Origin of the sequence: Roseibium aggregatum, from assembly GCF_014692675.1 — a bacterium.
In the GTDB taxonomy this organism is placed as follows: domain Bacteria; phylum Pseudomonadota; class Alphaproteobacteria; order Rhizobiales; family Stappiaceae; genus Roseibium; species Roseibium aggregatum_C.
This window is the reverse complement of record NZ_JABFCZ010000044.1, coordinates 1-18,987: the sequence shown is the minus strand read 5'-3', so window position 1 is coordinate 18,987 and position 18,987 is coordinate 1. Positions and strand designations below refer to the sequence as shown.

The following is an 18,987-nucleotide window of genomic DNA, read 5'->3' as shown; positions in this document are numbered from 1 at the left end:
CCGCTCTCCTGCTCCCGCAAAATGCCGATGATCTGTTCTTCTGTGAACCTGGATCGCTTCATTCCGTCCGTCTCCTAATTGGAACGGACTCTACACAAAACTGGAGGAGTTATGGGGTCTCAGGTCACGATCCTCCTTTTCTCAGAGCAATCTCCACTGACCCGGTTATTTACGTTCGCGACTTCTGACTATCAGCAGGTTGGCATTCCCATACTATTCCTAGTCATTTGCTCTATCGTTCAGTGGATAGTCAGCGCTGTCCTGAAGCTGAAGTCGTTTATATGGAACCTGTATCAAACAGTCCTTGTCACTATAGCAACAGAGTCTGAATTGCAGGATCAGAAAAAGAATAATCCCAAATCTTCTGTTTAATTTTGAATGCAGTTATTAGCTTTATCGTGCTTTTCAACTTTAACGTTTTATTTTTCGGGTGCATAGACCTGATAATGGTCAGTCTTCGATTTCTCGCCACCGGAACAAGGCTCACCCATTCAAGAATCAGATTGTTGGCAGTTCACGGTGTAAATGGTCGAAATGGCAGATGTCGCACCGAGACTATCATCCAGAAATGGCTCCTGCCACTTTGGCCGCAAAACCGATCTCGGTACCCTGCGCGGTGGAGGTCTGGCATCGGCCAATCGAAACATTCGAAGAGGGACCATTACCCAGGCGTCCCCGTACTGACCTTACCCCAACCCTTCCTCACTTAACGCCAGCGCCAGCTGGTTGGCAAAACGCGCCGACGCCACCGACAGCGTCCGGCCCTTGGCCTGGAGAAGCGCCAGGTTGCCGAAGGCGATGTCGCGGCGGGGCAGGGGGCGGAAGGCGAGGCGGGTGTCGTTGGCGATGTCGAGGCCGATGGGGAACTGGAAGCCGACCGCCTTTTCGTTCTGAACGTAGTGGCGCATGAACTCGAAGGAATCCGCCTCGATGGTGTGGGCGAGCTTCTTGGTCATGCGCCCGGCGGCGAGGTCGAGCAGGTAGCGGATACCGATGTGGCGCGGCGGGACCACGTGGGGGAACTCCAGGCAGTCGCGCAGGCGCAGGGTTTCCTTGCTTGCCAGCGGATGGTCCACCGACATGACCGCATAGACCGGCTGTTCCACCGACACGATCACCTCGAATTCCTCCAGATGGCGCGGCTCGAACACCAGCGCCAGGTCGCTTTGAAAGCTGCGCAGGTCCTCCTCCGCCGCGTCCCGGTCGCGCACATGGACGGCAAAGGTGATACCGGGATGCTCGGTGCGGTAGGCGGCGATGTGGCGGGGCATGAAATAGGGCTGGATCGCCTGGGAACAGGCAATGGAGACATGGCCGCGCCGCAGCCCGGAGAGGTCCGCCACCTGGCTGCGCACCCGCTCCAGGTCCGCGATCTGGGCGCGGATGTGCTGGATCAGCAGTTCGCCGGCCGGGTTGAGGCGCACGCCGCGGGGCAGGCGCTCGAAGATCGGCGCGCCGAATTCCTCCTCGAACCGCTGGATACGCCGGTTCAGCGCCGAAGAGGTGATGTTCATGTCTTCCGCCGCCTTGCGGATCGAGCTCACCCTGGCGACGGCCTGGATCAGGGACAGGGTCGTCAAGTGCTTCATATCGCGTATCGTTTTTCCGAGTGCTGCATTTTCGGAAGCAGCTTACTGCAAAAATAGCATTAGAAAGAAGCGCTTTTTCCGGACAAGCTCTCCTCAAGGGCGCGGCCATCGCCTTCCAGGCGGTGGTGCTCAATCTTCTGGTGGATCTGAGGGCCAAACTCGGTATCAGTTATCTGTTCGTCAGTCATGACCTCCATGTTGTGCGCCAGTTGTGCGGCCATGTGATCGTCATGAAGGACGGTGAGATCGTCGCGGAAGGACCGTCGGAACAGGTGATGCAGAACCCGTCGTCGGACTATACGCGCGAGCTGCTTTCAGCCGCTCCCCATCCGCCCGCAGCGGCCGCTCCCGCCGTGCCCGAATTTCAAGAACACATTGCATAAGCCCAGGTACGAAGATCCAATGAACGACCTTCCTTTCACGCTTTCCGCCCTCAAAGCCGCCTATGCCTCGGGAACCAGCCCCGAAGCGGTGATCGAGGAAGTCTACCGGCGCATCGCCGAGGTCGACGATCCGGGGATTTTCATCCTTCTCTACGACAAGGCCGACGTGCTGGACGCCGCCAGGGCCTTGGGTCCTTACGATCCGGACAAGCCGCTCTGGGGCATTCCCTTCGCCATCAAGGACAATATCGATGACGGCGGCAAGCCGACGACGGCTGCCTGTCCGGTGTTCGAATATACGCCCGAGGAAGATGCCTTCGCCGTCGCCCGGCTGAAGGCTGCGGGCGCGCTGCTTGTCGGCAAGACCAACCTGGACCAGTTCGCCACCGGCCTCGTCGGTGTCCGCTCGCCCTATCAGCCGCCGCTGAATTCCGTTGATCCCAAGATCGTGCCGGGCGGATCGTCTTCCGGCTCCGCGGTCGCGGTCGGCCACGGCATCGTCAGTTTCTCGCTCGGGACGGATACGGCCGGTTCGGGCCGGGTTCCGGGGATGATGAACAACATCGCCGGGTTGAAGCCCACGCTTGGGGCTCTTTCCGCCAGCGGCGTGGTTCCGGCCTGCCGGACGCTGGATACGATTTCCATCTTTGCCCTGACGGTCGCCGATGCCTATGAGGCGTTCACTGCCGCTGCCGGTTACGACCCGGACGACGCCTATTCGCGCGACATTCGCGTCGCGCCCCTCGGTGACATGCCGCCCGCCTTGCGGGTGGGCATTCCGGATGATGCCAGCATCGAGTTTTTCGGCGACACAGTACAGGAAGCCTCGTTCTACGAGACGGTGGAGACCCTGAAGGCGCTGGGCGCCACGGTGGAAAAGATCGACTTCACGCCGTTCTACGACGTGGCGAAGATGCTTTATGAGGGCGCCTGGGTCGCCGAGCGTCATACCGTTCTGCAGGAACTGATGGAAAAGCAGCCGGAGGCCGTTCATCCGGTGACGCGCGAAGTCGTCGGCAAGGCCATCGGCCTGACGGCGACCGATGCCTTCCGCGGCATCTACCGGCTGAAGGAGCTGGGCCGGAAGACGGAATCTGTTCTCGCCGGGCTTGATCTGCTGTGCGTACCGACGGCGCCGACCTTCTACTCGGTTCAGGACCTGATCGACGATCCGATCGGCCCTAATTCGCGTTATGGCACCTACACCAACTTCGTCAATCTGCTCGATATGTGCGGGCTGGCCGTGCCGGTGTCGCCGCGCTCCGACGGTCGCCCGGGCAGCGTCACCCTACTGGCGGCCGCCGGTGAGGACGACCTGCTGGCCTCCATCGGCATCCAGCTGGAACAGGCCTGTCCCCATGAACTGGGCGCCACTGGCTGGGAACTGCCCGATGCGCCGGAAACGGCCCCCATCGCGCAGCCGGACGAACTGGCGCTTGCCGTCTGCGGCGCGCATATGTCCGGCATGGCGCTCAACCCCGAACTGACCTCGCGCGGCGGCCGGTTCCTGGAAGCGGCAAAGACCAGCGACGCCTACCGGCTCTATGCGCTGGCCGGCGGTCCGCCGAGCCGGCCGGGCCTGGTCCGCGCCGAGCCCGGTTCGGGCGCTGAAATCGATCTGGAAATCTGGGCGGTTCCGCTGAAGGAAGTCGGGTCGCTGCTCGCATCCATTCCGGCTCCGCTTGGCCTGGGGTCCCTGGTTCTCTCCGACGGCCGCTCGGTTCAGGGGTTCGTGTGCGAAGGGGCAGGGATCGCCGGGGCGAAAGACATCACGGATCTGAAGAGCTGGCGCGCCTATATCGCGGCGGCGGACGGAAGTCTGGCGGCGTCAGCCTGATAGATCACTGCGCAGTTTCAAGCCACGCGGCGGCCTTTTCCCGGACGTCTTCGGGAATTGGCGCTGCCCGTCGCCCGGCGAGATCAAACATCACGCATTTGAATACTGTTTCAAATGCGATTGCGTCGTCCGCTGCCCTGAAGAGGCGATGCCGGAAGGTGAGTGACCGGGTGCCGATCTCGACGATCGATGTTTCGAGCCGGATTGCATCACCGGCAGACAGCTCGGCGCGAAAATCGCTTTCGGCATGCACGACGGCGAAGGAAAGCCGGCGGCCGTCGCGCATATCCTTTGCCGTCAGGCCCATTTCGGACTGGATTGCGAATACGCCGTCCGAACAGGCGGCAAAATACCTCGACACATTCATGTGGCCGAGAAAATCGCAGTCCGACGGATCCACGACCGAGCGGAAAGAAACCATTGCCGTCATTTGCAAGCCTCCCCATTGTCTGATCGCCTGATCATGCACGAGGCACCGGGAAATGTCTCCACGACGGATGGGCGGTTGCTTTTCAGGGTGCTTCGCCGGATGGTTGAGGGCAGGTGGTGTTGTCCGGGGTGAAGGGATCACATGGAATTTGCAGGCAGGCTGGCACTGGCAGGGGTGCAGTTGGCAGGACTGGTCCTCTCGGCTCTTCTGGTGATCGTGACCTATAGCAACCCGCAGCAGGTGGAAGAGCGGTTGCAGGATTTTGCCGTCGCGAAGGTGGAGGCGGCTGCCCATGAGGCCTGGGAGAAGGTCAAAGCTCCGTTCGCGGAGGGGGGACGGGCCGAACGGCTCGGCGCGCTGGCGGAACGGTTCCGACGGGACGCGGACAGGACCGACGACAAGCGGAGGCAGATCATTCCTGCACTGCTCGCGCCCGCACTATCGGGGCGATGCAGGGAAAACTGCGATTTCTGGGCTGTCGCGGCACGGGTCGCCGACAGCGCGATGGTGCAACGGATCGCCCAACTGCGGATCGGGCGGGCCACCCTTCAGGACTTTGTCGTCGAGCGTTATCAGGGCACGGTGCGTGGTTTGATTACCGATCTGCGCCGCTTCGGCCTTGTGAATGTCGTGGCGTTGTCACTGATGATCGGGCTGGTCCTGTTCCGCAGGCGCCTCAACTGGCGTCTCACGGCCTTTTCGGTGGCGGTCACCGGTTATATCGCCTGGGCGGCCTATGGCTACGTCTTCGAGCAGAACTGGGCGCTCGCCATTCTCATGCACGATTGGGCGGCGCCCGCGTATCAGACCACGCTGATTTTCGCCTCGTGCCTGTTTTTCGACTGGTTGTTTCTCGCTGGCGCAATCACCACGACGGTCGTCAACGCTGCCATGAGCGTTTTACCTGGCTAAGCCGTGTGCCCGCACCAAGAAGCTCACCTGAGGCTGAATGGCAATGGTTTGCTCTTCTGCCCCACTCGCATGCCTGTGCTTTCCAGGGTGTGCAAGTTCAGGTAGAATTGGGCGGTAGGCTTCGCAGATCCGGCGGCCAGCCGGTTCGCGGAAACGGTTCGGTTTTTATTGCGGCGGACGCTTCCGCGAACTGCCGGGAAATTTTTTAGCATTGTCAGTGATTGATAGACGGGGGGAAGGATCATGAATGATCCGTTTCAAATGCAACCCGAACTCAGATACGGCGCGCCGGTGTGCGACCAGATCCTGACAGGACGGTATTTCACGGTCGGATATTCCTGGTACTTCAGGCAGGCCAAATGGGCGCTGGGGATTATCAACAGGATGGCGTGGAATGTGACGGATTTACCCGACGTGGAACGGAACAACTATTTTCGCGCCGATCTGCGGATACCCCGCCGCTTCCGGGCCGGCCTGGGGGCGTATGTTGGCAGCGGTTTCGACAGGGGGCATCTGGTGCCAAGCGCCGATCAGGATCTGGTTGAAATCCAGAACAGCGAAACGTTCCTGCTGTCGAATATGTCGCCGCAGCATCCCGACCTCAACCGCCGCATCTGGCGTGAGCTTGAAGACGCCACCCGAAAGCTGGACGCCCGAAAAGATATTCTGGAAACTTATGTTCTTACCGCTCCGGTGTTCTACTTCGGCGAAACCATCAATACCATTGGCGACGAGAATGAAGAATACGGGATTGACGTCCCGATCCCTCATGCCTTCGTGAAAAGCGTATTGGCAGAGGATGTCCGCGGGCGCCTCTCGCTTTGGACATTCGAGATGAAAAACCAGAGGCTGGACGGCAAGTTGGAAGATTATCTCGTTGTCACCTACGACGCGGAACAGCTGGTCGGCGGCCGCTTCTGGGACCGGATCAGCGGATCCGATATTCACGAGCAGAAGAAAAACCCGATCCCCATGTGGGATTATTGAACGGGTGAGATTGGGCGCAGGCTGCGGGCGAATATCGGTCCTATCGGACGTCCGTCAAATTGTATGACCGACCCGATCGGGTTTTCGGCAATTCAGTGAAGCTGGAGTCCGTTTGTTGCGAATACGGGACCGTTGGTTTCTTTGAGGAGCCTTTAGTTACCAGCTACGCCGAACGCGACAAAACCACGATCCGGAAGCAGGTGGCGAGCGTCATTCCGGGCCGTCCAGGAAGCGCCCGAGGATCCCGTAGAGCTGGATCCATCCCGCCAATTGTCCTCGAAATATCCTTGATACGCCTCAATGCGGACGGTTCAACTTTTGCCATCCTGTTGTGAGAGCCTGGCTGGATTGCGTCCCTGGGAGGCGTAGGTTTCCGGGTGAAACTGGGAGGACGGAAAATGCTGAAACGAATTGTTATTGCGACCGACGGATCGGAGCATGCCAAGAAGGCCGTTGCGTTCGGCTCCGACATTGCTTCCAAATACGGCGCTGAAGTCGTGCTGGTCCATGTTCTGTTGCGCGACCATCTTTCCGACGCCATGCGCGAGCTTGCCGAGGTCGAATATCACGCTGACGCGGGGGCCTTTTCCAAGGCGGTATCCGAGATTCCGGATGCGAGATTTCCCCTGGCCCAGGTGCTGCCAAAGGACGCCGTCAGTCCGGGGCAGGCCCTGGAGGCGGTGGCGGGTTTCGTGTTGAAGGAGGCGGAAGAGATCGCACGCGAACACGGCGCAACCAATGTCAGCCGGAGAACGGAAGACGGCAATCCCGCCGCCCGTATTCTCGAGGTTGCCGAGGCGGTGAATGCCGACATGATCGTAACAGGTGCGCGGGGGTTGTCCGATCTCAAGGCCCTGATGGTCGGCAGCGTATCCCACCGCCTGAGCAACACCGCGCCGATGACCTGCGTCTGCGTGCGTTAGCGCACGCCGGAGGACAGTCACCGAGATATCGCACCGAAAAGGAGGACCGGACGATGGATGAAAAGCCGCAAGCCCTGCACGAGGCCTTTCCCGAACATGCGGAGAAGATCAAGTATCTCCAGGAGCAGGATCCGGAATTCAAGCGGAGAGCGGACGAGTTTCACGAACTCAGCCGGGCCGTGCACCGCGCCCAGATGCACGAGGAACCGGTCGAGGAAGTGGCTGTCGACGAGCTGCGCAAACGCCGCGATCTGGTCAAGGACGAGCTTTACCGGCTGATCCTGCTTTGAGCGCGGTCGAGCCCTTTGGGTGAGACTGCCGGCCCACGGTTGCCGGACCCGCGTTATCCTGTTGAGATTCAGGGCATAGCATCGCGAAGAGGAAAGGGAAGACGTTTTTGAAGGGCGGCGGCGGTGTATAACCGGCATCGTTTTCAAAGGTTCGGGAATTTTTCATGCCTCTTTTCCTGATCGGCTTCATCGTCATTGCCGCAATCCTCCGCTTCGCCGCCCTGGCGGTGTCCATCCGCAATGAGAAGCGGCTGAAAGCGGAGGGGGCGGTGGAGTATGGCGCGGGGACCTCAACGATCCTGGCGCTGGTCCATATCGTCTATTATCTGGCCGCCATAGCCGAGGGATTGTGGCGCGCCGCGCCGGTATCGGCGGTCACCGTCGCAGGCGTCGTCATCTATACGCTTTCCATGATCGCACTCGCGTGGGTCCTTCTCACGCTCGGCCGGTTCTGGACGGTCAAGATTATCATCGCCCGCGACCATGAACTGGTGACCAACCGTTTCTTCCGGATGCTCCGGCATCCGAACTACTATCTCAACATCATCCCCGAACTGATCGGCTTCGCCCTGGCTCTGCAGGCCTTCGGCACGCTAATCGTCGGCCTGCCGGTTTATGTCATCATCCTCCGCCAGCGCATCCGCCAGGAAGAGGAAGCCCTGCGCGGCCGGTTCGACGCCTATTGAGGGCAGGCGAAGCCGGACCCCTTACGGCAGCATGCCGTAGATGTGGCCGCAGATCGGCGGGCTTTTCAGGTAGGCGTGTATGGAGTGCTTGTCGGTCTCCTCGATCAGGCCGTCGCTGACGTTGGTGATGCCGTCGAGACCGAGGGTTCCGGGTATGAGCGGGCGGCCGAGGGTGACCACGTCGTCCTGGCGGAAGCCGTTCAGCCATTGGCCGATCGGCGGGTTCGGGATTGTCCGGCGCGGCGGAAGGATCTGCTGCATCATGCCGATTCCGAGCGGCGAGCCGAGGGTCACGAACAGGGGCACCTGCCGGGTGGCTACGCGGCTTTCGGCCAGCATCTTGTAGGCCACCACCGTCCCCAGGGAATGGGACACCAGCAGGACCGGTTCGTCATGGCCGTCAAACACCGCCTTGCGAACGATGACGCCGATCTGGGCGGCGAGGCCGGTGTCCTCCACATAATGGGTGGCCTGTTTCAGGAACCTGGAGGCGATGGATTTGCCGTGGGCAGGCAGCAGGCTTTCGATTGCCGAGGCAACATCGAGAAGTGCGCCCCGGATCCGGCCCTGTTCGACCACTTCACGCTCAAGGCCTTGCTTCAAAAGGGCCCTGTTGAGTTCTTCGTCGCTGATCCCGGCTGCGGCCTGGTAGGTTTTCAGGAATTCCAGCGCCACGTCGCGGCTTTCCGCGCCGCCGCCCTGGGCGACGGCGGCGGGGCGCCGGCCCGCGACCGCATCGGCCAGGAGCTTGCCGTAATAACCGACGTCGATCTGCGGCCGGGGTTTCGGCGGCAGGCCGATGGCCTTCCAACCTTCCACGAGCGCCTGCCACCAGGTGTCGGCGATGCCCTCGGGTGTGTTGCCCTCGTTGTTGATGCCGTGGATGAAGGCCAGTCTCATATGGGAACTCCCTGCTCGTATCTTGCATCGGCCGTACTGAACAGATTGAGCAGGCCTTCATGCGCGGCGTCGCCCTGGAAGCTGGCGAATGGGGCGTTGGTCATGTGTTCCTGAAGCCAGAGATATTCCTGGAACAGCGCGTGGGGCCGCAGGGTCGCAAGCCGCGTCCATCCGGCCTGGAGCACGGGGGCGAGGCCCGCAACGGTCGCGGCCTGTTCGCCTTCCATCGCCTGCCAGGCGAACGTTGGAAGTTCCTCCCGGTCTGCTTCGTCGTCTTCCGGGATTTCCGGTATATCGACCCTGAAGCCCGGTTTGCCGCTTTCCCAGTCGAAGGGAAGCCGCGACAGCATGGCGATGTCGAACGGGATGCCCTGGGGTGGGGTGCCGGTCTCGGGCTTGTACCGGGCATAATACAGGCACATGCGCCGGATGCTGTTGAGATCACCGATCCGGTCATAGAGATAGGCGGCGGCGATGCCGTAAAGGGGATCCGCGTGTTTGAGATAGCGCATCCGGGCCGCCATGGGCTGAACCAGATCGGCGGTCAGGACGCCGGTCATCAGTCCCTTCAACACTTCCATCGGGCGATAGGCCTTCCCCAGTTGATAATGGCTGTCCCGGTTGTTCCAGCCCAGAGCGCCGACGCCCGGCGGGGCCGGCATTCCGTCGGGGCCCGTCTCGCCCAGATTCAGATTGAGAACGACCGTGTCCGGATCACGCTGCAATTCCAGCGGAATGTGCAGACCGGCGACGGAAAGCAGCGGTGCGAACGGCTGATTGCCCTCAAAGGCCTCCCGGTAATTCTCGATTGTGACGACGATGGCCGGCCAACCGCCGGATGCATCGATGTCCATGCGCCAGGTCCTGTCTTCCGGCAGCACCAGGGCGAGCGACTGTGCGGCGGCGTCGATATCGGCGCCGGCGACCGAAATCAGAAGATTGGGCCGTTCGACCCGTTGCTCGACGAGGCGATCGGCGTGATACCAGAAATCCTGCCGCCATTCGCTCAAGGAGGCATCGAGTGCCCGTTCCAGCTTGTGCTGCGGTTTCTCTTTCGGTCTGGGCGCAGGTGCGGCTTCGTCAGGCCGCGTCTCTTCTTCTTTCGGCGCCCGTTCAAATTTTTCGCTGTCTCCATCGAATTCGTCAGAGCGCCTGGAAGTGTCCCATCCTTTCGTTTCATATTCCACTTCGTCCCTGTCGATCGACAGACGCGGGCGCGGGCGCTCCTCCGGCTCCTCTTCCAGGGGAGGCAGCTTCAGGTAATCGTTGGTGTCATAGCGGAAGCCGCTGACGATTTCCGGGATCTGGGCCTGGCCGGCGCCCAGTGCGGCATAGTCGGGCAGATGTTCTTCCACATAGGTGGCAAGGCTCTGGCTGCTGACGACCCGTTCGTCGTTCAAAAGATACTGCTTGTCGAGCGCGCTGTCGGGCGGTGTGCCGGTCAGGGCCTTGGCGATCACACTGGAAAACAGCGGGCCGTCGGTTTGCGTCGCGTAGGCGGGCTTGCCGCGGATGGTCGCCCGGAAAATATCGATCTTGGGAATGCCGGCGGCGCCCTGATAGTAGTCCAGCACCGGCGACGCCCCGCCGTCTCCGTATTCGGCGGTCTGGCAGGCATCGCTGAACAGGCCGATCTGGCCGGGGCCGTAGCTTTGCAGCATGTCGCGGAAACCGGAAACATCGACCCGTTGGCTCCATTGCGCCTTGCCTGCGCTCAGGTACCAGATCTCGCGGCCGTTCAGGAACGCGCCGTGGCCGCAGAAATAGACGGTGATCCGGGGCCGGCCGATAAGAAGGTCCGGCGTCAGCTTCGCCCTGATCGCCTCGGCGGTGACCGGTTCGCGCGTTCCCAGCGGGTCCTTCTTGTCCAAAAACAGGATCGGCGGGTCGTAGGCGTCGTTCCCGTCGGCGTATTGTGCGATACGGGCAATCGCCTCATGCACGCCGGGCAGCTCCTCCATGCCCGCGGGCGCCTCGACCCCTATGCCAATGAACAACCGCTTCGCCATCCTCGTGCTCCCCGGCCGATTGGTCCCCCAGCGTCAACTACCGATCATAGCAAGAGCGTTTGGCATTACAATCCAGCAGTGTGGCGACCGCAAGTTTCACTCTGAATGGCCCGTAGCCGTATCACTCTTGCAGCGGGAAGGCTCCCGGGACGACCTTGTATCCGATCAGTATCGCCAGGAGGAGGAGCAGTGCTGCGGACACAATCAGAGAAAAGCGGATGGCCTGCCTGACCTTCGCCTGCCGGTAACGGGTCCGGGGCTTCACGCCGCGGACAAGAAAGACGATCTGGCCGGACAGGTGTAGAGCGGCAAGGTTTACCGCCAGCAGCAAGGCCGCGTCGCCGGCCATCAACCAGGCGGCTTTTCCAAGAAAAAGGCCAATGGCGGCGGCGGGCGGCATAAGGGCGACGGCGACCATGACGCCGACCAGGATCGATGCGGCGCCGGCAGTCAGAGACAGGGCAGCAGCGGCGCCCGCGGCAAGGGCAAGGGCTATGTCGTCGAAGCCGACGGCGGCGCGTGTGGCCAGTTCTTTCGACGTAATGTCGAACGGCAGTGCGAGGCCAAGCAGGCCGCCGATGGCAACCGCGAGGGCGATGCCGGCGGCACTCGCCTTTGCTGACTGGATGATGAGGTCGCGTTCCCCCAGCGAGACACCCAGAATGGACCCCAGTAGAGGACCTAGCAGGGGTGCGATAACCATGGCGCCGATGATGGCCGCAACGTTGTTCTCGATCATTCCGAGCCCTGCAACGACAGCGGAAATCGCGACCAGGGTCAAAGAGGTTGGCGTGATGCCCGCATTTCGCGAAACTTCCGCAAGCAGGGTCTCCCGGCTCTCGGTGATCTCGACTTCGTCGCTTTCCTTGTCCTTCGCCTTCGCGACGACCGCGTCGACCGGGCTTATGGCGATCTCCCAGCCTTCGGTCTTGTAAAGGGCGCGCTGCAGATCATCGAGCAGGTCCTGCTGGGCCTTGGCCGTTGCCAGGAATGAAACCGTGCGGACCGGTCCCTTCGCCGCCGAAATGCCCGCCAGGGTCACGCCATCGCGATCGGAGAATTCGACGATTTCGTCGACAGTGTCCCTGGGGACGATGACATGGACATACTGATGCGACATTGCGGCCCCGTTTCGTCAGCCGGAATTTACCCGAGTTCCGTGATAACAAGCGGCGGGCAGGCTTGAAAGCAGGTATTCGGACAGACAGGCTTCCCGGCACAACGAACCTCTGAAGGGTTCCTTCCGCCTTTGGCCCGTTACCCTAACACCGGGAGCGCCCTCAGCCGTGGTGCGGCGTAATCCAGAAAACTTCGGACCTTGGCGGCGGCGCGGCGGCCCTCCACGTGGACGAGATGGACCGGCAGAGGGTCGGGTTCGAAGTCCTCCAGCACGGTCCGCAGGGTGCCCGCCTCCAGGTGGGGGGCAACCTGGTAGGACAGCGCGCGGCACAGGCCCCATCCGGTGCAGGCGACCTCGATGCCGGCGGCGATATTGCTGACGGCAAGGCGGGAGGCGATGCGGACCGTTTCGCCCCCGTCGCCGCCGAAGCGCCAGTCGGGCAGAGGGCCGACAGGGCCTGCGGAAATGACCCGGTGCCTGTGCAGATCCTGCGGTGTTTGCGGTGTGCCGTGTGCGTCGAGATAGGCGGGCGTGGCGCAGACGACCCGGCGCACCTGACCGATGCGCACGGCGGTGAGGCCCGAAGACTGGAGCGGGCCGATGCGCACCGCGATGTCGAAACCTTCCTCGATGATGTTCACGATCCGGTCGATCATGACGATATCCGCGCTCACCTCCGGATAGGTGTCCAGAAAACCGGTGACGACCGGCATGACATGGATGCGGCCGAATTCGTTGGGGCAGGTGATCCGGAGCCGGCCGCGGGGCCGGGTGGCGGCGCCTGCTGCCGCGTCGTCGGCTGCCTGAAGCAGGCCGAGAATGTGCCGGGCCTCCTCCAGATAGGCCTCGCCCACGTCGGTGAGGCGGACCTGGCGCGTGGTGCGGGTGAAAAGGCGTGCGCCGAGACGGGTCTCGAGCGCGTTGATTCCCCGGGTGGCCGATGGGGCGCTTAGGTGAAGCCGGCGCGCGGCCCCGGCGAAGCCGCCTTCCTCGGCAACGGCGACGAAGACTTCAAGGCTTTGGATCCGGTCCAAGGTTGGCTCCATTATGCTCAATTCTTGAAATAAAGACTTTTGAAACAAGCTAATTCATTTGTCTGATAATACCAATTAGATGTTGTCCATCCCCACCTCGAGAAGAAATGGACAAGGCCCATGAACCCGCATTTTCCGACAGATGCCGCCCCGATCAAGCTTTACCGAAACCCGAAATCCGGCCATTGCCACCGGGTCGAACTGATGATGGCGTTCCTCGGTCTGCCTTATGCGGCCGTCGATCTCGACATGGCCAACGGGGCCCACAAGGCGCCGGACTATCTGAAGCTCAGCCCCTTCGGCAAGGTGCCGGCGATCGACGACAACGGCACGGTTCTCTGGGATTCCAACGCAATCCTGGTCTATCTGGCCAAGCGCTACGGCGCGGACACCGGCTGGCTGCCCGAGGATCCGGTCAGGGCCTCGCAAGTGCAACGCTGGCTGTCGATTGCCGCCGGCGAAATCGCGCCCGGACCTGCTGCCGCGCGGCTGGTGCATGTGTTCGGCGCGAAACTGGATCATGAAGCCGCCGTGGCGCGGGCCCATGCGCTGTTCAAGGTGATGGAACCTGTCCTGGAAGGCAGCGCCTATCTGACCGGTGATGAGATCACCATCGCCGATGTGGCCGGCTACAGCTACATTGCCCACGCCCCGGAAGGCGGCGTCAGTCTGGAGCCCTATCCGGCAATCCGCGCCTGGCTGAAGCGGATCGAAGGCCAGCCGAATTTCGTCGCCATGGCCCCGTCGCCGATCCCCGAAGCCGTATGAGCCGTCCGATGGATCAGGAGAAGACCGCCTTTCACGCCGGGGAAATCGCCGTTCAGGAGCGCGCCCACGGCAGCGGAGCGGACTGGAGGAGAGCGGTGTCGCGAGTTTTTCGTGACGCCATGCCGGACCAGCACCGGGCGTTTTTCGAAAGCCTGCCGGTGCTTTTTCTGGGGCTTCTCGACAAGAAAGGCCGCGTCTGGGCGACGCCCGTCCTTGGCGCGCCGGGCTTTGTCCGAAGCCCGGATGCGCGGACCCTCAGCGTGGAGGCGGTGCCGGCGTTGAGCGACGAACTGGCGCTCGACCTTGCCGACGGGGCGAAGGCCGGTGTCCTCGGCCTGGAATCGCACACCCGGCGGCGCAACCGGTTAAACGGCACCATTGCCGAAACCCGGACAGACGGCTTCGACATCGTCGCAGGTCAGAGCTTCGGCAATTGTCCGCAATATATCCAGGCGCGGGTGTTCGACTGGCGGGGCGGGAGGGACGAACCGGTCGAGGTTACCCATCTGAGCGGTCTTACAGATGAGGCGCGGATGCTGGTGGAACGGGCCGACACCTTTTTCATCGCCTCGAGGGCACCGGAACTGACGGACGATCCCCGGGACGGCGTGGACATCTCGCACCGGGGCGGACGGCCGGGGTTTTTGGGCGTGACCGGTCACGGCGCACTGTCCTTTCCCGATTTCAAAGGAAACCGCTTTTTCAACACCCTCGGCAATATAGAGGCGGACGGCCGGGTCGGGCTGTTCGTCCCGGACTTTGAAACCGGCGAGGCTCTATTCGTTACCGGGCGGGCGGCGATCGACTGGTCGTCCGACCGTTCGGAGGGCTTCGCCGGAGCCCGGCGGATCGTCGATGTGATGCCGGAAGAGATCCTGCACGCACGGAACGTCTTTCCGGTCAAAGGCCTCCTGCTGGAATCCTGGCCCGCGCTTGAGGCCACCGGCACATGGGCCGAGGCGCGGAAAAGGTCGCGCTGATCCTTGCACCTGGCCCAGGCCATATCGGAGTCCCTTTCAGCATAGCGTTAGAGGTGCGATCTGGCGGGAGTAGGTGGCCGTAGATGGATGCCCTCAACCGGAAATTGACATTTTCTGGCGAAAACTTGTTTTTTTCCGCCACATGGTCGGAATTTTTGCCTTAGTCTGTTCCTGCCAGTTAATTCCGACGAGGAGGGTCTGAATGGCGGCGGTGAAGGAATGGGCCCGGGCCGATGCCCTGCGCGTCCTGCGAGACGGCATGCCTGCGGATCTTCTGGACTGGGAAGAGCTTGCCGGCCGCCACGGCATCGATCTCGACGAACTGGACGATCCTGAGGGCATCGTCCCCATCACCGCACTTTATGCGGTTTTCGAGGAAGCGGCCGAGGTATCCGGCGATGACGCCCGGATTTTCGACATTTTCAATGCCACCGATATCGGTGAGTTTTCCCTTTTCGACTATCTGTTTACCTGCGCCCCGACGCTCCGGGAGGGTTGCCGCGCCTGGCAGCGGTTCATGCAGATCCGGTCCAACGCCTACACGGTCACCTTCACCGAGGGGGAGGACGGGCGGCAGGGCGTGCTGGAATGGAAGCTGCAGGACAGACACGGCATCTGGCGGCAGAACATGTTTGCCCGCATGGCCTGGGCGGCCCGGGGGTTCGAGGCCGCGCTCGGCACGCGGATGGCGCCGATCGAGATCGAACTTGCCACGGGCGCGCCGGTATGCAGTTCGGATTTCCAGAAGCGTTACGGCAGCCGGATCAGGTTTGACGGGACGCGGAACAGGATTTCCATCGAGGCGCGCTATCTGGATGAAAAGCCGGTGCGCAACGACAACAATCTCTATGCCATCATCGAGCGGGCCTCTCTCGGCGAACTGAACCTGCGCGCCAGGAACACGTCGCCGCTGTCGGCCATTGCCGAGGTGATCGCCGAGACCATGAAGGCGGGCACGTGTACTCTGCCCGCGGTTGCCGACACGCTCGGCATGTCCGAACGGTCCTTGCAGAGAACGATGGAAAACGAAGGCGTTTCTTTCCGCGAACTGACAGCGCAGGTCCGCCGCGCCGCGGCGCGGCGCTACCTGCGGGAAACCGCACTGCCGATCAAGGAAGTCAGCTACCTGCTCGGCTATTCGGAAGTCAGCACTTTCTCCCGCGCGGTCCGCCAGTGGTTCGGCTGCCCGCCACGGGCACTCCGTCAGAATCCGGACATGGGTGCGGACGACGCCCTGCCGGAATTTCATCCGGACCTGATGCCTCCGGTCGGCGAGCAGAGCTGAACGAGCATTGTTCCTTCAAAGAGTACTTTGTTCTCCCTGACCCTCCATCGCCGCGATTTCCCCAAGCGTTACCGGTTTCAGGGGCGGGCGGACGCGTTGCAGGCCGATTGTTTTCGGCGATGTTCCGTGGTGCACGGCTAAAAGTTCGGTGACGGTCAGGGCGCACATGCGGCCCTGGCACGGACCCATGCCGGGGCGACCGAAGGCCTTGAGCTGATTGGGGCCGAGGCAGCCGAGGGCGGCGTAGCGGCGGACGGCGCCGGCCGTTACCTCCTCGCAACGGCAGACGAGCGTGTCGTCGGCCGGGGCGAGGGCCGCAGCGAACGACGGGAAGGCGGTGTCGAGGAAGGGGCGGATGGCGCGTTCCATCCATAACCGGAGGCGGAGGGGATGGGCGGCAAGGTCGCGGTCGCCGTCTGACAGCGCACCGAGGTCGCGGGCGATTTCCAGAGCTGCGAGAGTACCTTCATAGGCTGCGGCCTTGGCTCCGCCGATGCCCGCGCCGTCGCCGGCGACGAAGATAAAAGGTAGCGCCGTGCGGCCCCAACGGTCGGTGACCGGGTGGAAAGCGCGTTGGCGGGCGTTCCAACGGTGGGGCAGGTTCAGGGAGCGGGTGGCCTGGGTTTCGGGCACGACGCCGTGGTGCAGGAGCACCGTGTCGCATTCGAGCTGGTGGGGTTGGCCGCCGTGGGCGAAGCGAAGACCTGTCACCCGGTCCGTGCCTTCGACGGCGATATCCTTCGCGGCTTTGTAGCGTTTGACGCCGGCCTTGCGGAGGGTTGCCAGCAGACCCATGCCTTTCAGTAGGGTGCGGCTGCCTAAAAGCGCGGCAGGCAGGTGGCGCAGGCTGCGCAGAAAATCTGACCGGGTCTGGGTTTCCACCAGAGCCAGCGGTGGCGTGCCCGCGCGCACCATCTGGGCGGCGACCAGATAGAGGAGCGGTCCGGTGCCGACCAGAACTGCGCGTTCGGCGACCACACCGGAGGCCTTGAGCAGGATCTGGGCTGCGCCTGCCGTCATCACACCCGGCAGGGTCCAGCCGGGCAGGGGCATGGGGCGTTCCTGGGCTCCGGTCGCGATCAGCAGGCGTTTGCCACGCGCGACACCGCCGCGTCCGTCGCGGCTGAAAGAGACCGCAGCCTGCGGATCGATTTGCCAGACGGACGTGCCGAAGAGACAGGCGATGTTCGGATGATCGAGCCGGTCGGTGAGGCCTAGGCCATCGGTGTAGTCCTTGCCCAGAATGGCACCGTGTCTGGGCGCGGCGCGGTCCACGTCGCGATAGATCTGGCCGCCGGGGCGGGGCTGTTCATCGAGGATCAGGACGGAGAGGCCGCAGTCCGCGGCCTGGGCCGCGGCGGCCATGCCGGCGGGGCCGGCGCCGATGATGACGAGATCGGCTTCAATCATGGTCTGCCTTTCCCGGCACGGCGATCTCGAGACCTTCGCTGACCTCGCTCATGCAGGCCCGGCGGGTGACGCCGTCAATCAGCACCAGACAGTCGAAACAGGCGCCCATCATGCAGAAGGGCGCACGCGGCGCTCCGGAGACCGGGGTGTGGCGGAAGGGCATGACGCCTGCCGCCAGCAGTTCGGCGGCAAGATTGGCGCCGTCGCGCAGCATCAACTCACGGTCAGCGAAGCGGACGCGGACGCGTGGGGTGTCATCCGGAGACAGGTTATGAAAAACGGTCTTCACTGAACACCTTTAGATCCGGTGCGCCGGGCTGGCCTTCCAGCCAGTCGGGCAGCATGAGGGCATGGGCGGCGGCAAGGGTGATGCCGCTGTGGCAGGTGACAAGAAAGGCGCCGGGGAGATCCGGGCTTTGCTGATAGACCGGCAGGCCGTCGGGGGTAAGGATGCGCAGGGCGCCCCAGCTTCTCACAAGCTGGGCGCGGGCAAGGTCCGGCCAGGCATCGACCGCCTCGCGCGCCAGCCGGGCGAGGCCTGGCCGGGTGATGCCGTCGTCGAAGCCGACCTCCTCGTTGGTCGCGCCGATCTGGATGCCGCCTTCGTCGACCTGGCGGGCGATGGGCGAGGGACGGTTGATGAGTTTCGGCAGCTTTTCGGTGATCATCACCTGGCCGCGCTGGGGGCGGACTTTCGTGCGGAAACCGAGTTTCGGACCGAGGTCTGCAGCGCCTAGTCCGGCGGCCAGCACCAGCCTCGCGGAGCGGATCTCGGTGCCGTCGTCACAGGTCAGGCAGAACAGATTGGCCTTGTCCACGGCGGTCACCCGGCGGCCGGTCAGAATATGCCCGCCCGTGCGGCGGGTGGCGTCGGCAAGGGCGCGCAGCAGGCGCAGCGGGTTGGCGTGGCCGTCCTCCCGGTGCAGGATCGCGCCCACCACCTTGGGGCCGATGGCCGGTTCTTCCTTTTGAAGAGTGGCCGGGTCCAGCACCTCGAACGGATAGTCGCCGCCGAGCTTCTTCCTAAGCCCCTCGTATTCGGCGATCATGGCGGCCATGTCGTCTTCGGAGAAGAACAGTTCGTAGCCGCCGTCCTGGCGCAGGCCGAGGTCGGTTGCCGTCAGGCCGGTGAGTTCTTCCGCAAAACCCGCCCATGCGGCTGCAGAGGCGCGGGTCCACTCAGCATAGCGGGGTTCGTTCAGGCCTTTGCCCTGGACCCAGACCAGGCCGAAATTGCCGCGGCTTGCCCGGAAATCGCCGTCACCGCCGTCAATGACTGTGACGCTCAGTCCCCGACGCAGCAGACCCCAGGCAATCGAGAGCCCCACGACCCCGCCGCCGATGATGGCATAGTCCGTTTCCATGAAACGCCTCTTCTGGATCAGGCCGATTCCGCCTGTCCGCTCAATGTATCAGGTCGGGGTGGGGCGGGGTTGTCAAGGAG

General features: G+C 62.9%; 18 protein-coding genes and 1 pseudogene. 10 read left to right on the top strand and 9 right to left on the bottom strand.

Features of this window, described 5'->3' with window-relative positions; translation table 11 throughout:
• Positions 1 to 686: 686 nt before the first annotated feature.
• Positions 687 to 1,589 carry a LysR family transcriptional regulator gene (locus HK439_RS25295; RefSeq protein ID WP_190294279.1) on the bottom strand — a complete coding sequence of 301 codons (903 nt, stop codon included), beginning with the start codon at positions 1,587 to 1,589 and terminating at the stop codon, positions 687 to 689.
• A 107-nt stretch (positions 1,590 to 1,696) separates the two neighbouring features.
• On the opposite strand from HK439_RS25295, the pseudogene HK439_RS25290 reads away from it, so the two are divergent.
• Positions 1,697 to 1,972: pseudogene (locus HK439_RS25290) on the top strand (ABC transporter ATP-binding protein); the annotation flags it as partial.
• A 19-nt stretch (positions 1,973 to 1,991) separates the two neighbouring features.
• Positions 1,992 to 3,809, top strand: coding sequence for an allophanate hydrolase (gene atzF / locus HK439_RS25285; RefSeq protein ID WP_190294278.1), 1,818 nt, complete (start codon positions 1,992 to 1,994; stop codon positions 3,807 to 3,809).
• 4 nt (positions 3,810 to 3,813) lie between these two features.
• Here the strand turns inward: atzF and HK439_RS25280 are convergent, their stop codons facing one another.
• On the bottom strand, positions 3,814 to 4,239 hold the full coding sequence (locus HK439_RS25280) for an acyl-CoA thioesterase (protein ID WP_190294277.1): 426 nt from the start codon (positions 4,237 to 4,239) through the stop codon (positions 3,814 to 3,816).
• A gap of 141 nt (positions 4,240 to 4,380) precedes the next feature.
• On the opposite strand from HK439_RS25280, the gene HK439_RS25275 reads away from it, so the two are divergent.
• The 5 genes from HK439_RS25275 to HK439_RS25255 all read left to right on the top strand — a co-directional run bounded on the left by HK439_RS25275 (position 4,381) and on the right by HK439_RS25255 (position 8,037).
• The gene (locus HK439_RS25275) at positions 4,381 to 5,151 is read left to right on the top strand and encodes a hypothetical protein (protein WP_190294276.1); all 771 of its coding nucleotides are present in this window, start codon (positions 4,381 to 4,383) and stop codon (positions 5,149 to 5,151) included.
• Between the two features lie 243 nt (positions 5,152 to 5,394).
• The gene (locus tag HK439_RS25270; protein WP_190294275.1) at positions 5,395 to 6,138 is read left to right on the top strand and encodes a DNA/RNA non-specific endonuclease; all 744 of its coding nucleotides are present in this window, start codon (positions 5,395 to 5,397) and stop codon (positions 6,136 to 6,138) included.
• Positions 6,139 to 6,536: 398 nt separating this feature from the next.
• A complete protein-coding gene (locus HK439_RS25265) occupies positions 6,537 to 7,061 on the top strand; it encodes a universal stress protein (RefSeq protein WP_190294274.1) in 525 nt (174 codons plus the stop codon).
• Positions 7,062 to 7,114: 53 nt separating this feature from the next.
• A complete protein-coding gene (locus HK439_RS25260; RefSeq protein ID WP_190294273.1) occupies positions 7,115 to 7,351 on the top strand; it encodes a YdcH family protein in 237 nt (78 codons plus the stop codon).
• A gap of 164 nt (positions 7,352 to 7,515) precedes the next feature.
• Positions 7,516 to 8,037, top strand: coding sequence for an isoprenylcysteine carboxylmethyltransferase family protein (locus HK439_RS25255; RefSeq protein ID WP_190294272.1), 522 nt, complete (start codon positions 7,516 to 7,518; stop codon positions 8,035 to 8,037).
• A 21-nt stretch (positions 8,038 to 8,058) separates the two neighbouring features.
• On the opposite strand, the gene HK439_RS25250 is transcribed toward HK439_RS25255, so the two are convergent.
• From HK439_RS25250 to HK439_RS25235, 4 genes are all read right to left on the bottom strand, one after another.
• Positions 8,059 to 8,937 carry a hypothetical protein gene (locus HK439_RS25250; RefSeq protein WP_190294271.1) on the bottom strand — a complete coding sequence of 293 codons (879 nt, stop codon included), beginning with the start codon at positions 8,935 to 8,937 and terminating at the stop codon, positions 8,059 to 8,061.
• Entirely contained in the window at positions 8,934 to 10,946 is a 2,013-nt protein-coding gene (locus HK439_RS25245; protein WP_190294270.1) for a hypothetical protein, read from the bottom strand. The genes HK439_RS25250 and HK439_RS25245 overlap by 4 nt, the downstream gene beginning before the upstream one ends.
• Positions 10,947 to 11,067: 121 nt before the next feature.
• On the bottom strand, positions 11,068 to 12,066 hold the full coding sequence (locus HK439_RS25240) for a TIGR00341 family protein (RefSeq protein WP_190294269.1): 999 nt from the start codon (positions 12,064 to 12,066) through the stop codon (positions 11,068 to 11,070).
• 137 nt (positions 12,067 to 12,203) lie between these two features.
• Positions 12,204 to 13,100: a LysR family transcriptional regulator gene (locus HK439_RS25235; RefSeq protein WP_190294268.1), complete on the bottom strand. Its 897-nt coding sequence runs from the start codon at positions 13,098 to 13,100 to the stop codon at positions 12,204 to 12,206.
• A 153-nt stretch (positions 13,101 to 13,253) separates the two neighbouring features.
• Between HK439_RS25235 and HK439_RS25230 the strand changes: the two genes are divergently transcribed.
• From HK439_RS25230 to HK439_RS25220, 3 genes are all read left to right on the top strand, one after another.
• Positions 13,254 to 13,868 carry a glutathione S-transferase gene (locus tag HK439_RS25230; RefSeq protein WP_328804244.1) on the top strand — a complete coding sequence of 205 codons (615 nt, stop codon included), beginning with the start codon at positions 13,254 to 13,256 and terminating at the stop codon, positions 13,866 to 13,868.
• A gap of 8 nt (positions 13,869 to 13,876) precedes the next feature.
• Entirely contained in the window at positions 13,877 to 14,848 is a 972-nt protein-coding gene (locus HK439_RS25225; protein ID WP_190294266.1) for a pyridoxamine 5'-phosphate oxidase family protein, read from the top strand.
• Positions 14,849 to 15,050: 202 nt separating this feature from the next.
• On the top strand, positions 15,051 to 16,133 hold the full coding sequence (locus tag HK439_RS25220; protein WP_190294265.1) for an AraC family transcriptional regulator: 1,083 nt from the start codon (positions 15,051 to 15,053) through the stop codon (positions 16,131 to 16,133).
• 15 nt (positions 16,134 to 16,148) lie between these two features.
• Here the strand turns inward: HK439_RS25220 and HK439_RS25215 are convergent, their stop codons facing one another.
• Genes HK439_RS25215 through HK439_RS25205 form a run of 3 tightly spaced genes read right to left on the bottom strand, consistent with a single transcriptional unit; the run spans position 16,149 to position 18,907 of the window.
• Entirely contained in the window at positions 16,149 to 17,543 is a 1,395-nt protein-coding gene (locus HK439_RS25215) for an NAD(P)/FAD-dependent oxidoreductase (protein WP_190294264.1), read from the bottom strand.
• Positions 17,536 to 17,832, bottom strand: coding sequence for a 2Fe-2S iron-sulfur cluster-binding protein (locus HK439_RS25210; protein ID WP_328804243.1), 297 nt, complete (start codon positions 17,830 to 17,832; stop codon positions 17,536 to 17,538). The genes HK439_RS25215 and HK439_RS25210 overlap by 8 nt, the downstream gene beginning before the upstream one ends.
• Positions 17,813 to 18,907 carry an NAD(P)/FAD-dependent oxidoreductase gene (locus HK439_RS25205; protein ID WP_190294263.1) on the bottom strand — a complete coding sequence of 365 codons (1,095 nt, stop codon included), beginning with the start codon at positions 18,905 to 18,907 and terminating at the stop codon, positions 17,813 to 17,815. The genes HK439_RS25210 and HK439_RS25205 overlap by 20 nt, the downstream gene beginning before the upstream one ends.
• Between the last annotated feature and the right edge of the window lie 80 nt (positions 18,908 to 18,987).

What these genes read in the sequence shown, in the direction of transcription:
- HK439_RS25295 (WP_190294279.1), bottom strand. Translation starts at nt 1,589, where the DNA reads ATGAAGCACTTGACGACCCTGTCCCTGATCCAGGCCGTCGCCAGGGTG.
- atzF (WP_190294278.1), top strand. Translation starts at nt 1,992, where the DNA reads ATGAACGACCTTCCTTTCACGCTTTCCGCCCTCAAAGCCGCCTATGCC.
- HK439_RS25280 (WP_190294277.1), bottom strand. Translation starts at nt 4,239, where the DNA reads ATGACGGCAATGGTTTCTTTCCGCTCGGTCGTGGATCCGTCGGACTGC.
- HK439_RS25275 (WP_190294276.1), top strand. Translation starts at nt 4,381, where the DNA reads ATGGAATTTGCAGGCAGGCTGGCACTGGCAGGGGTGCAGTTGGCAGGA.
- HK439_RS25270 (WP_190294275.1), top strand. Translation starts at nt 5,395, where the DNA reads ATGAATGATCCGTTTCAAATGCAACCCGAACTCAGATACGGCGCGCCG.
- HK439_RS25265 (WP_190294274.1), top strand. Translation starts at nt 6,537, where the DNA reads ATGCTGAAACGAATTGTTATTGCGACCGACGGATCGGAGCATGCCAAG.
- HK439_RS25260 (WP_190294273.1), top strand. Translation starts at nt 7,115, where the DNA reads ATGGATGAAAAGCCGCAAGCCCTGCACGAGGCCTTTCCCGAACATGCG.
- HK439_RS25255 (WP_190294272.1), top strand. Translation starts at nt 7,516, where the DNA reads ATGCCTCTTTTCCTGATCGGCTTCATCGTCATTGCCGCAATCCTCCGC.
- HK439_RS25250 (WP_190294271.1), bottom strand. Translation starts at nt 8,937, where the DNA reads ATGAGACTGGCCTTCATCCACGGCATCAACAACGAGGGCAACACACCC.
- HK439_RS25245 (WP_190294270.1), bottom strand. Translation starts at nt 10,946, where the DNA reads ATGGCGAAGCGGTTGTTCATTGGCATAGGGGTCGAGGCGCCCGCGGGC.
- HK439_RS25240 (WP_190294269.1), bottom strand. Translation starts at nt 12,066, where the DNA reads ATGTCGCATCAGTATGTCCATGTCATCGTCCCCAGGGACACTGTCGAC.
- HK439_RS25225 (WP_190294266.1), top strand. Translation starts at nt 13,877, where the DNA reads ATGGATCAGGAGAAGACCGCCTTTCACGCCGGGGAAATCGCCGTTCAG.
- HK439_RS25220 (WP_190294265.1), top strand. Translation starts at nt 15,051, where the DNA reads ATGGCGGCGGTGAAGGAATGGGCCCGGGCCGATGCCCTGCGCGTCCTG.
- HK439_RS25215 (WP_190294264.1), bottom strand. Translation starts at nt 17,543, where the DNA reads ATGATTGAAGCCGATCTCGTCATCATCGGCGCCGGCCCCGCCGGCATG.
- HK439_RS25205 (WP_190294263.1), bottom strand. Translation starts at nt 18,907, where the DNA reads ATGGAAACGGACTATGCCATCATCGGCGGCGGGGTCGTGGGGCTCTCG.